The 12,385-nt window shown below is 61.5% G+C and carries 11 protein-coding genes; 5 read left to right on the top strand and 6 right to left on the bottom strand.

Annotated elements, in window-relative coordinates; genetic code table 11:
* The first annotated feature begins 341 nt into the window (after positions 1-341).
* From L6639_RS28040 to L6639_RS28030, 3 genes are all read left to right on the top strand, one after another.
* Positions 342-581: a hypothetical protein gene (locus L6639_RS28040; RefSeq protein WP_128962246.1), complete on the top strand. Its 240-nt coding sequence runs from the start codon at positions 342-344 to the stop codon at positions 579-581.
* 649 nt (positions 582-1,230) lie between these two features.
* The gene (locus L6639_RS28035; protein ID WP_237864854.1) at positions 1,231-1,458 is read left to right on the top strand and encodes a hypothetical protein; all 228 of its coding nucleotides are present in this window, start codon (positions 1,231-1,233) and stop codon (positions 1,456-1,458) included.
* A 97-nt stretch (positions 1,459-1,555) separates the two neighbouring features.
* Complete coding sequence (locus L6639_RS28030; RefSeq protein ID WP_237864853.1) at positions 1,556-2,632, top strand: putative bifunctional diguanylate cyclase/phosphodiesterase; 1,077 nt, start codon at positions 1,556-1,558, stop codon at positions 2,630-2,632.
* 99 nt (positions 2,633-2,731) lie between these two features.
* Here L6639_RS28030 and L6639_RS28025 read toward each other — a convergent pair whose 3' ends face one another.
* From L6639_RS28025 to L6639_RS28000, 6 genes are all read right to left on the bottom strand, one after another.
* Positions 2,732-3,679 carry an ABC transporter permease gene (locus tag L6639_RS28025; protein WP_237864930.1) on the bottom strand — a complete coding sequence of 316 codons (948 nt, stop codon included), beginning with the start codon at positions 3,677-3,679 and terminating at the stop codon, positions 2,732-2,734.
* Positions 3,679-4,626: an ABC transporter permease gene (locus tag L6639_RS28020; protein ID WP_237864929.1), complete on the bottom strand. Its 948-nt coding sequence runs from the start codon at positions 4,624-4,626 to the stop codon at positions 3,679-3,681. The genes L6639_RS28025 and L6639_RS28020 overlap by 1 nt, the downstream gene beginning before the upstream one ends.
* Positions 4,627-4,661: 35 nt before the next feature.
* Positions 4,662-6,137 (bottom strand): sugar ABC transporter ATP-binding protein, encoded by a 1,476-nt coding sequence (locus L6639_RS28015; RefSeq protein WP_237864852.1) that lies wholly within the window; start codon positions 6,135-6,137, stop codon positions 4,662-4,664.
* A gap of 35 nt (positions 6,138-6,172) precedes the next feature.
* On the bottom strand, positions 6,173-7,192 hold the full coding sequence (locus L6639_RS28010; protein WP_237864851.1) for a substrate-binding domain-containing protein: 1,020 nt from the start codon (positions 7,190-7,192) through the stop codon (positions 6,173-6,175).
* A gap of 966 nt (positions 7,193-8,158) precedes the next feature.
* A complete protein-coding gene (locus tag L6639_RS28005) occupies positions 8,159-8,893 on the bottom strand; it encodes an SDR family NAD(P)-dependent oxidoreductase (RefSeq protein ID WP_237864850.1) in 735 nt (244 codons plus the stop codon).
* Between the two features lie 11 nt (positions 8,894-8,904).
* Positions 8,905-9,945, bottom strand: coding sequence for a LacI family DNA-binding transcriptional regulator (locus L6639_RS28000; protein ID WP_237864849.1), 1,041 nt, complete (start codon positions 9,943-9,945; stop codon positions 8,905-8,907).
* A gap of 192 nt (positions 9,946-10,137) precedes the next feature.
* Here L6639_RS28000 and L6639_RS27995 point away from each other — a divergent pair, with 192 nt between their 5' ends.
* Complete coding sequence (locus L6639_RS27995) at positions 10,138-11,436, top strand: ABC transporter substrate-binding protein (RefSeq protein WP_237864848.1); 1,299 nt, start codon at positions 10,138-10,140, stop codon at positions 11,434-11,436.
* A gap of 61 nt (positions 11,437-11,497) precedes the next feature.
* Positions 11,498-12,385: a carbohydrate ABC transporter permease gene (locus tag L6639_RS27990; RefSeq protein ID WP_237864847.1), complete on the top strand. Its 888-nt coding sequence runs from the start codon at positions 11,498-11,500 to the stop codon at positions 12,383-12,385.

Below are 12,385 nucleotides of genomic sequence, written 5' to 3'. Positions count from 1 at the left end.
GCCAGGCCCTGACTTTGGTACTCGCAGCCGTCCCTGAAGGCTGGACAGCTGAACTTCTGGCCCACCCCCTCACGCAACAACAGCAAAGGTTGTTCGAAGATCTAAAACTTGGGCCGGGGGATATTTACAGACTGCCAGAGTAGTGCACCGGCCGCTGGCGCTCTCGACATGTGACGCTGCAGCCTGCTGAGCCATCCTGGTCCCGCCGGCACGCGCGTCATTCCTTTGGTGATATCGCTCACCCCTTTCAGCGGTTTGTTCCAGCTCTACAGGAAGCCATTCGCGAGTGCATTGGGCGGCGGTGCATCCGAAGAACGTGTCAGCGCAACGCAGGAGATTCAATGAGCATTGTAAAGCGGCATCTCGCCGAGCAAGAAGAGCGCCTGGTTCTAATCGAGGAAATTTGCATCGATAAAGGAGCGCTTGTTTTGGATACCGTCACGGACGAGGTCTACTTCTCTGCAGACGAAGAGGCTTACAAGAACGCGTACGTGACCGTGTTTCGGGCCTGGGCCAAGGGCACGATCAACGGCACAGCGGAACAGATATTCGAGGCTACAAAATCCATTCTTGAGGACTAGAGTATCCTTATTCGATATAAGAGCCAGAGCCGGAGCGACATATGCGTTACGTCCCACGCTCTACGCTAGAGCAGCCGCAACCTTGAGGTAACACATGCCATACGCTTATAGGCTAAATGAAGAGGTTCGCCACCAACCCCAAGGTCCGCAAGGACGTGCCACCATTGAACCGCCAGTGATTTACACCATCATCCAACATATGCCGATCGAGTCCGATGGACGAGTTAGATACCGCATCAAGTGTAAGTCGGAGAAAATCGAGCGGGTCGTTACGGAAGATCAGCTTTCGTATTTTCAATGATCTTCTGATCCGAAACCAACAATCCGACGAAAATGCGGACGATGGTTCGAACCGGATAAGCTGCCTCGCACTTGCTATTGTCGACCGGCGTCCGGGTTACCCGCTGGCAGCGGATGAACGTTGGATTCGCTTGGCAGGGGTCAGGAGGAAACATCTTACGACGGCGGATGAAGCAGACCGAAAGGCGCAAAACCCCGTTTGGTGAGCGGCAAACGATAGCGGACAGCACGACGATCCCGAATTCCAGCAAACGATAAACGTCTCAGGGCTGAGCGCCTGGCGCGAGAGGCCGGGCTCAAAAGCAAGAATTGACCCAACCCATTCGAGCGAAGGATCCGATCGAAAAAGATGACAAAGTTAGTTGGTGAATACGAACCGCCGAAACCAATCAGTAAAGCGGAGCGTGAAGCACGCAAGGCCTTCCGCCAAGTCGACGCGGAGAAGGCCATGTCCGAGCACGCGCTCGCCCAGAGGGCCTTTGCTCAGAATCGAGAGCGACTGAAGGCCGAGCGGCTGGCACGGGAAGCCGTAGCGAGCCCGGTGCCAAAGAAGCAACCCAAGGCGAAGAAGAAATGAACCCGCACGGACGGCTACAGGAGTCGACCTTGCTGGACTCTCGCTGAAGCTTTCGGCGACTTGGCGCCGATGGCAAAGTGAACCCGCCAATGTCAGCGTGGCTTTCGACGTAACCGAACGAAATCGAGCACAGCAGCGGGTGAGCTATCTCGCGAGTCATGATGCCCTCACTGAGCTCCCCAACAGGGCCGCTCTGGACGAGCAGCTCGGCACCGCTGTCGAGCGCGCGCAGATCACCGACGGCGCCTTCGCTGTGCTTTGCATCGACCTCGATCATTTCAAGGAGATCAACGACCGTTTCGGCCATGCCGTCGGCGACGCCGTCCTTCGCGAAGCCTCAAGGCGGCTGCAGGAGGCCGCGCAAGGGGCGTACGTGGCACGCGTCGGCGGTGACGAATTCATCGGGATCGCCGATCAGTTGCCACTACCAGCGACCGCCGAATTGCTCGCCAGGCGCATGCGGAAACGGTTCGAGCAACCGATCGAGGTCGAGGGTCATGCGCTGAAGATCGACCTTTGTGTCGGCGTCGCCCTGTATCCGAGAGATGCGGACAATGCTGTAGCGCTGTTGTCAAACGCGGATGCAGCGCTTTATCGGGCCAAGCACGAGGGCAGGGGTGCCATTCGCCTGTTCACCAGCGCCATGGACCAACAGCTGCGCAACCGCCGTGCGCTGGAGCACGATCTGCGAGGCGCTGTTGAGCGGGGGGAGCTATACCTGGAGTATCAGCCGCAGCAGGACCGCAACGGCTCTCTGATGGGCTACGAGGCGCTGGTTCGCTGGCGGCATCCGGTGCGCGGCGTCATTCCACCTGGAGACTTCATTCCGATCGCCGAACAGAGCGGCACGATCGCGCAAATTGACGACTGGGTCCTTACGGAGGCTTGCCTGGAGGCGGCTTCCTGGGATCAGCCACTACGGGTCGCGGTAAACGTCTCGGCCGCTCAGTTCCGGCGCGAAAACCTCGATCGGCAGGTCCGCCAGGGGCATGGGCTCGGAGTTCCGGTTCTCGCGGAAGGAATCGAGACGAACGCTCAGATGGCTCTCCTGGTTCAGGAGGGCTGCGACGAGATGCAGGGATATCTCATTGGTCGGCCGCGGAGCCTTCTACCGACGAGACAAATGAGGAATGCTTCAAGTCAAGCGCATCGTCGTGCAGCCGCTGCTGAGTGAAGGTCGTTTGCTGCTTGGCTCGTAAGAGTCGGCCGTGAATCAAGGGGCCAACGCAGCTTCGCAAGACCAGGACAGGATCCTTTCCAATCGTGCCTTACACTAGGCCCGCTTTTTCTCTCCCCCTGCGGCCGAAATGACGGCGACGATGACGAGGCCGGTTACCAAGAGCCGGATGCCGGCGCTGACTCCAAAAGTGTTCAACATGGTCAGAAGCAGGACGAGGAAGAGCGCCGCGCCCCATAGCCCCGTGACATTGGCTTTGCCGCCGGCAACCGAGGTGCCTCCGATCACGACTACGGCGACAGAGGCGAGCAGATATTCATTGCCGATGTCGACGTTCGCGCCCCGGAAATAACCGGCCAGCAATGCCCCGTCGAGACCGCCAAGCGTGCCCGACAGCGCGTAGGTGGCAAAGCGCACCCATCCGACCTGGATTCCCGCGAGCCTTGCTGCCCGAATGTTCTGGCCGATCGCCAGCACCGATCGGCCATAAACGGTGCGCTGCAAAGCAATGCCGGCGGCCACAGTGAACACCACCGTGAGAATGGCGAGCAAGGGAATGCCGAGGATCTGGATGTTCGTGAAATCGGCAAAGCCCGGCGGTGGTTTGATCTGCAGACCGCGCCCGTAGCTGATGTCGATCGATTGGATGATGAAGCTCGCCGAAAGCGTCGCGATGATTGGTGGGATGCTTAGCGCGCGGATCAGGAGATAGTTGACGACCCCGATGGCGAGCCCGCAGCCGAGTGCGGCGGCAAGGCCGAGGGCGATCAGACGGTCATCGCCGGCCATCACGGTCATCGCCACCGCGCTGGAAAGCCCGATATTGGCCGGCAACGACAGATCAACGTTGCCGGGACCGAGCGTGATGACGAACATCTGCCCGATGCCGACCACCACCGTGAACACCGCAAGCGACAGCGCCGCGATAAGCATGCCACCAGCGCCATAGCCGCGAGTGAAGGTAATCGCCGCGATCCACACGACGGCCGCGCCGAGATAGGACCACATCCAGGGATTCGTGGACAGCCAACGGCGCACCGCCATCATTGCTCGACCTCCCTGCGGCTGATCAAAGCGCGCGCGGCGAGCACCACGATCAGAATGGCGCCGTTGGCGGCGACCTGCCAGTCCGGCGGAAGATGCATGAAGGTGAGAAGCGGGGAAGCCGCCAGCGCCAGCGTCAGCGCGCCGATCACGGCGCCGATTGGGGATACCCGTCCGCCGACGAATTCGCCGCCGCCCGGGATGACGCCCGCGATCGACAGCAGGGTGTAGCCGTTGCCGATGTTGGCGTCGCCGGACGTCGTGATGCCGATCAATGAGAGCCCCGACAGCACGCCGAACAGGCCGGCGCACGCGTAAAGTACGATCTTAGCCTTCAGCAGCGACCAGCCGGCGCGACCGATCGCGGCGGCGTTGCCACCAGATCCGCGCAGGATAGCTCCATAGGATGTACGCATCAGGCCGAAATACGTGACCGCAGCGATGATCAGCGCGGCCAGCACCGGAAACGGAACCAAGGGCGGCTTGGCGCTCATCGACGCCAACAGCCAGTCCGGCGCCCGACCGCCGGGCTTGGGCAGCAGAAGTACGGCGAGACCTTGCCAGACGAAGTTCATGCCGAGAGTCACCACGATCGACGGCAGGTTGCGCCAATAAATCAGCGCACCGAGCGCCGCATATACGCCGACGCAGCCCAACAGCGTGAGGGTCCCCAAGATCGGGGTGTCGCGCAGCCAGGTCGCCGTGACGCAGCCGACGAAACCCACGAAAGCGCCGATCGACAGGTCGAGGTCGTTGCCGGTAATGATGAACATCTGCGCGACCGTCGCCAGCGCGATCGGGATCGCCAGATTTAGCATTAGGGTGAAGCCGAAATAGCTGATCGCGCGCTGGTTCAGCCAGGCGATGGCCAGCAGCACCAGCACCAGCGACAGGGCTGGCAGCAACGCGCGCAGCAGCCGCGGTGAATCGGTCTTGCCGAAAGGCATGAATGCTGGGCGGGCCGCGACAATCGACTTGGCCGTCATCTCGGGTCGGCCCCGACGAAGGAGGACTGGATCACCTTTTCCTCGGTCAGCTCATCGCGGGCGAGGTCGGCGACGATAGCGCCATTGCGGAACACGTAGACATGGTCGCACTTCTTCAATTCGTCGGTCTCCGTCGTGTACCAGATGAAGGTCCGCCCGCCGCGCGCCTCCTCGCGAATGAGATCATAAACTTCGAGCTTGGTGCCGATATCGACGCCGCGCATCGGGTCGTCCATCAACACAATGCGCGCCTCCGACCCAAGCGCGCGTGCAAACAGCGCCTTCTGCTGGTTGCCACCTGACAGTGATAGAATGTTATTGTGGATATCGGGAGTGCGGATCTTGATCCTGTCGCGCCAGAAATTGGCCAGCTTGTCCTCCAGCCGGCGCGAAATCAAAGCTCCCTGGCGCAGCTTGCGCAATGAGCATATGCCGATATTTTCCGCGATCGACCATAAAGGGAAAATGCCGTCGGCTTGGCGGTCGCCGGCCACCAAAGCAACCGTTGCGTTGACCGCGACGCCTGGGCACTGGCGCGTCGCAGCCGCGAAAATTGTTAGCAGCAACTCGGTCTGCCCGTGGCCGGCAAGCCCGGCAAGGCCGATGATCTCTCCCTCGTGGGCTACCAAGTCTGTGGACCCGCCCTGCTGCCGCGGGCGCGCGCGAACATGCAGGCGAGTTTTCCCTCGCGCCAAACGGTCGCTGGCGTTCGCCTCGGTCGGGCGCGGTTCTGAGCCGCCCATAGTGGCTACCAGCCGGTTGCGGTCGAAGGCCTCGGCGCGATCAGCCGCGATGGTCCGCCCGTCACGCATTACCACGATCCGGTCACTGTTTTGCAGGACCTCGCCGAGCAGGTGCGAGATGAAAATGCAGCTGATGCCGTCGGCGACGGCCCGCCGCATGAAGGCGAGCAGTTGCCCGGCAGTGTGACTATCGAGCGAGGAGGTCGGCTCGTCCAGAATCACGAGACGCACCGGCTCATCGGTCGCAGTGAAGGCCCGCGCCACCTCGACCATCTGTCGGCGTGCAATCGGAAGATCCTGGATCAGGTCGGAGGGGCCGACGCCGTGACCCGGGAAGATCTCGTCGAGCTTGCTTGTGATCAGCGCGCCAGCCTTGCGACGCCAGTTGAGGCCGGTCAGTGCCGGATGAAACACCCGCGCGTTCTCGGCCACCGTCAGGTTGGGGCAGAGCGACAGCTCCTGGAAGACGCACCGGATGCCGAGTTGCTTGGCCCGCGCCGGCGAGTAGACGCTCTGCTCGTCGCCGCCAATGACCACGCGTCCACGATCCGCCGCGACAGTCCCTGCCAGTATATGCATCAGCGTGGATTTCCCGGCGCCATTGTGTCCGACCAGGCTGAGGCACTCACCACTCCGGACTGTCAGATCGACGCCATCCAGCGCACGGACGGCGCCGAAATGCTTTTCGACGCCGCCCAGTCTGACGATATCAGATTCTTCGAGGGTCATTCACTGCCTGCGAGCAGCCGTCAGCCATGGCCTCATCACTTCATATTGGCTTTAATTGCGTCGATGGCGTCCTGTTGGGAGTATTCGTGACTCGCGACACTGCCCTTCGGGATCTTCGGCAGTTCGGCTTCGAAGTCGGCCTGAGTGAAGGCGAGATAAGGCACCAGAAGATCGTGTGGAACCTTCTTGCCATCCAGCACCTGCTGAGCGACCCAGAATGCCAGTGTCGATACGCCCGGTGCGATCGAGCCGGACCATGTCGTGTAACCGTCCTTGGCCTTCTGCTCCTTCCACCATTCCAGCTCGTCCTGCCGGTTGCCCATGATGATGGTTGGCCGCGGCTTGCCAGCCGCCGCGAAAGCTTGGGCCGCTCCGTAGCCGTCGCCGCCCTGGTCGACCACGCCGACGACCTCAGGCAGCGAAGGCAGCACGGTAGCAACCGCCTTTTGCGCCGTGGTCTGGTCCCAATCGCCAGTCACCGATCCGACGATCTTGAACTCTGGATGATCCTTGACCCCTTCAAGGATGCCGTTGTGGATGGCTTCGTCAATGGAGGTGCCAGCGAGGCCGCGGATTTCCAGGAGGTTTCCGCCCTTGGGCTGGAACTTCGCCATCTGCGCCACTTCCTGCTTGCCCATGTCCTTGAAATCCACAACGACACGGTAGGCGCAGGGTTCGCTGACGATACCGTCGAAAGACACGACGACGATGCCGGCGTCGCAGGCCTGCTTGATGGCGCCGTTGAGGGCGTCCGGCGAAGACGCGTTGATGACGATCGCGTCATAGCCCTGCAGGATCAGGTTCTGGATCTGCGCGGCCTGGGTCGGCACTTCCTTGTCGGCGGTGGTGAACACGTCCGCTGCGGCGACGACCTTGTCCGCGACTGCTTTCTTCGTGACGATGTCATAGCTCTTGAGCATCGCTTGGCGCCAGGAATTGCCAGCGTAGTTGTTGGAGAACGCGATCTTTTTGCCGCTGGTATCGGCCAGGGCCGATCCGGCGAGGATCGCGCTGCCGATAGCTGACATGGCCGCGAGTCGGATAGCAGGTTTCATGGTTTCTCTCCCAAGTCATTGTTTGATATTCTCGAAGACGAGAGACTGCACACGAAAGGCTGGCGGAAAAGCAAGTCCCCGCCCGAGGTCGCGCTTCCCCGTTAGTCTCATTTTCAGTGATCCTCCGTCAAATGGTAAGTCCCCCGCAGTGCGGCAATAATTTTGAGGCTGCGCTACCACCCGACACGGTTTTATGCGCTCGCCTACGCTCCTCTACGACGCCGGTGAATTAAGCCCGCGGCTGTCTATCGGGAGTTGCTTACGTCAAGGCGCTTCCATGCGCGATAACGCGAGCGCCATGGCCAAGTGAATCTCGACAACAGGCGTTGCTCAATCGGGCGTTTCAAGCTGCCCGTGACGCTCTTTTTCATTTGGAAACACCAACCAACCTATTGAAATGACTGGATCGGGAATCGACCATCTCTTCCAAATGCGCTTTGAAATCGTTGAATAATCAAGCAGGTTTTGATTCCGCCATCCTGACGTTGGTCGAACCAAACGTTGCCAATGAAATCTAATATCTGCGACCGGCTTCCGTTGTTCATTTGGAAACTGGCATTTGGAAATGGCACTCCGTCGACGACGAAGGATCTAACTAATCCCGGCCCGCATCCAACTCCCAAGGTCCTCAGCAGCTCTCGTTTTCGTCTATGAAAGCCGCAACGAAATCGCAACGAATTGGGTGAAACGACCGCGAACAGAACGGGGCTGGCGTGACTGCCACATCCAGAAAGATCAATAGCTTAGAAGATGCTCACTGCGTTCGGGACGCAGGGGGCGGCGTGGATTAAATCGCAGACTCTCGACGAGTTCTCACGTCGAGACCACGTCTGCAAACAGCGCAGCCATGTTGTCGAGGGTGCGAATCGACTCGCGATCAGTCGTGTCCATTCCTGTCGCCTTGCAAAGTCTCTTGGCTCACGCCGCACCGCCGCACGAACCGGGGTTCAATTGTGCGTCAGCCCCTCATCCCGCAAGAAACCCGCCATCCACGGCGACAGCGGTGCCGGTCGCATATTGCGAGGCCGGCATGCAGAGGAAGGCGACTGCGCCCGCGATGTCTTCCGGCTGTCCCCAGCGCTTGAATGCGGTGCGGTCGGCAATGCGCTGATAATGTGCGCGATCGGCGCGGCCGCCGGCGTTGATCGCGGTCTCGACATAGCCGGGCGCCACCGAGTTGACGCGGATGCCTTGCTCGGCCCATTTCAAGGCCAGCGCCTTGGTCAGCATCACGACGCCGCCCTTGCTGGCGCAGTAGGCGGGAATCCGCGGCAGCGCCAGCGTCGCGTTCATCGAGGCGATGTTGACGATCGAGCCCTTCGTCTCCGCGAGCCGCGGCTGAAACGCCATGCAGGTCCGGAACGTGCCGGTGAGATTGACGTCGAGGACCTTCATGAAGGTCTCGATTTCGAATTCCTTGTCGCGCGCGAGGATCCCGGCGCAATTGATCAGGGCGTCGACGCGCTGGTGCTTCCCCGCGAACGACGTGACGGCAGCATCATCGGTCACGTCGAGCGTTGCGAGCGCCAGGCCCGCGCGCGGCTTGAGGAGAGTGCGGGCGAGATCCGCCTCATTGGCGCCCGTGGCCGTTACCGTCGCGCCGAGGTCGCAAAACTGGTTGCTGATTGCTGCACCAATGTCCCCGGCGCCGCCAATCACGATGGCATGGAAGCCGGGCGCGAGGGAAAAGTTCGAATTCATGGGAAGGTCTCTCACTTCAGGGACTTCGGAGGCGCAGCGGTGGATTCGCGCACCACCAGCGAGAAATCGATCTCGCGATGCATGATGGCCTGCTCGCCAGCGAGACTGCGCACCAGATATTCGCCGGCACGCTGCCAGGTTTCTGCAGTCGGCACCTGGATCGTGGTCAGGCTCGGCCGCAAATGGCGGCTCCAATCGAGGTCGTCGAAGCCGACGACGGACAGGTCGCGCGGCACGGAGAAGCCGTCGCGCTCGGCTTCGAGCAGCACGCCGTAGGCGATGACGTCGTTGCCGCAAACCACGGCGGTCGGGCGGTCCTTGAGACTCAGGAGATAGCGCGCCGCCTCGCGGGCATCATCCAGCGTATAGGGCACTTCGACGTGCCATTGCGGAGGCAGCTCGATGCCGTTTTCGGCAAGCGCGCGGCGAAAGCCGGCGACGCGGGCGCTGGCGCGGTCGTTGTTGCGCTGGAGCGCTGAGACGATGCCGATGCGGCGATGACCGAGTTCGATGACATGCGCGGCAGCGCGATGGGCAGCGGCCTCATTGTCGGTGCCGACGCAAGGATAAGGCCGGTCCGGCTGGTAGATGCCGACATTGATGAAGGGCATCGCATTGTCTGCCAGCAGCTTGCGCAATGCGTCGTGATGGCAGTCGCCGCGCAGCACGAGGCCATCGACGCCGCGGCTGATCAGGTTTCGTGCCTGCTGCAGCTCTATGTCGAGATCGTAGCCGCTGGTGGTCAGGAACAGCATGTAGCCGACCGAGGAGAGATATTGCTGCAGCGAGGCGATGCCGCGCGCGAACATAGTGTTGTCGATCGTCGGCACGATTGCGCCGAGCGTGCGTGAACGCCGCGACGAAAGATTCCGTGCAGGCGCATGCGGAATGTAGCCGAGCGAGTCGATGGCCTGCTCGATGCGGGTGCGCAGGGAGGGGCTCACCGCATCGGGATTGTTGAGAGCGCGCGAGACCGAGGCCGTCGAGACGCCGGCCCGGGCCGCCACGGCGCGGATGCCTTGTTTCGCAGATTTGGCGTTGCTCAGTCTCATGAATGTAACGTTACATAATGCAGCGCGAACTGCAAGGTAGCGAGAATGTAGCAAATCTGCCGAAGATTGTGCGGCTTGTCCACCGCTTGACTCCACGATTACGAGGTCTATTTTGTAACCGTTTTCAGATTGTGCTTAAGCGCGTTCAAAATGGTCCGCCAGCTTAAGGCGGCCAGCCGGGAGGAGAGTTCGATGAAGGCCAAAATGCTCGCGACGCATGTCGCGTTGCCCGTTCTCGCGATTGCCGTCAGCGCGCAGGCGCATGCGGCCGATTTCGACTGGATGAAGTTCAAGGGCAAGACCGTCACCTTTCTCGCCAACAACAATCCGGTCTCGCAGGCGTTGCTGACCTACAAGGCCGATTTCGAGAAGCTGACCGGCATGACCCTGAAGGTCGACGGATATCAGGAACAGCAGATGCGCCAGCGTCTGGTCACGGTCATGAACGCCAACAGCGACGAGGTCGACGTCTACATGACGCTGCCGTCGCGCGAAGGCGAGCAGTTCGCCGCCGCCGGCTGGTATGCCGATCTCACCGCGATGGCCAAGAATGACGTCGCCAAGGATTACGATCCCGCCGGCCTAAGCCAGGCGCTGCTGAAGGCTGCGACTTTCGGCGGCAAGCTCACCAGCATGCCCATGAATCTCGAAGGCCCGATCTTCTATTACCGCACCGACATCTTCAAGAAGTGCGGCCTCGAGGCGCCGAAGACGATCAAGGATGTCGAGGCTGCGGCAGAGAAGATCAAGACATGCGACAGCACGGTGACGCCCTTCGTCTCGCGCGGCCTCAAGCCCGCGGTCGCCTACACATTCAGCAACCTGCTGCACAATATCGGCGGCTCCTACATGGCCAACGGCAAGTCGAACCTCTGCTCGGCCAAGGGCAAGGAGGCGCTCGACACCTATAGCCGGCTGCTGCGCGATTTCGGACCGCCCGGCGTCGTCAACTACAGCTTCCAGCAGATTTCCGCATTGTATCGCGGCGGTCGCGCCGCGATGGCGTTCGAATCCTCCAATGAGCTGCGCACCGTGATGGAAGGCGGCGCGCGCCTCAAGGACACCGGCCTGCTGCCGTTCCCGGCGGGCGATGCCGGCCAGGTACCGACCACGATCGGCTGGGGCATGGCGGTGTCCTCGCACAGCAAGCAGCCGGATGCAGCCTGGTACTTCGTGCAATGGGCGACCAGCCCCGAGGTGCAGAAGAAGATGGCGCTGCAGGGCATCGCGCCGCCGCGTCCCTCCGTTGCCAACGATCCCGAATATCGCAAGTGGATCGACGAGGAGCCGGTGCGCAAGGAATGGCAAGCCGCGCTCGACGTGCTTGCCACCAAGGGCTCGTCCGAAGTCGGCTATCCCATCGTCGCCAATCCGCAATCGCGCGAGTTCATCGGCCAGGCGGTGCAGGATCTGATCCTGAAGCAGAAGCCGATCGACCAGGCCTGCGCGGATGCCGACAAGGCGCTGGACGCGCTGATCTCGCTGAACTGACCGCCTGATGCCGGCAGGCTTGCCGCCTGCCGGCACCTAACCCGATCGAGGACAGGAATACATGTCGGACACGGCTGCGACACTCACGCAGGACCGGCAGAAGCTGGAAATGGCGGCGCTCTCGGCACCGGCCGTGGTCTTCACGGTCGCGATGATCGCGTTTCCGGTCGTCTATACGATCTGGCTCGGCTTCCAGACCTTTTCCTCGACGGGCAAGCAGTCCTTTGCGGGCCTTGCCAACTATTCGAAGCTGATCTCCGACGTCGAGTTCTGGCACGGACTGTGGGTCACGATTGCGCTGTTCGTGCTGTCGCTGGCGCTGCAACTCGTCTTCGGCATCTGGCTCGCACTGGTGCTGTTCCACGCCAAGCGGCTGCCTGGGATCGTGCGCTCGCTGTTCATCTCGCCCTTCATGATGCCGCCTGTCGTGGCCGGCATGATGTGGCTCGTGATCCTCGATCCCTCGCTGGGCGCAGCCAACTACGTTCTCCAATCGCTCGGTCTGCCGCCGTCGGACTGGCTGGCTTCGCCGTCCCTAGTGATTCCGACCGTGGCGCTGATCGATAGCTGGCAGTGGACGCCTTACGTCGCACTGATCGTGCTGGGCGGATTGCAGTCACTCCCGCCGAGCGTCTATGAGGCAGCCCAAATCGACGGCGCATCGCCGTTCAAGACCTTCCAGCGCATCACGTTGCCGCTGCTGCTGCCGACCATCGTCACGGCGGCGATCCTGCGCAGCGTCGATCTGCTGCGCTTCTTCGACATCATCTACATCACCACCCAGGGCGGTCCGGGCAATGCGTCGAACACGCTCAACATCTATGGCTTCCGGGTCGGCTTCGAGTTCTTCAACATCGGCTATGCCAGCGCCCTGATGCTGACGCTGACGGCGATCGTGTTCGGCGCTGTGCTCGCCTTCAACCGCCTCCGCGGCGCAGTGGCGTGGTGA

Origin of the sequence: Bradyrhizobium zhengyangense (genome assembly GCF_022012555.1) — a bacterium.
Classification (GTDB): Bacteria; Pseudomonadota; Alphaproteobacteria; order Rhizobiales; family Xanthobacteraceae; genus Bradyrhizobium; species Bradyrhizobium zhengyangense.
The sequence above is the reverse complement of the archived record's forward strand: the minus strand, read 5'-3'. Positions and strand labels throughout refer to the sequence as shown.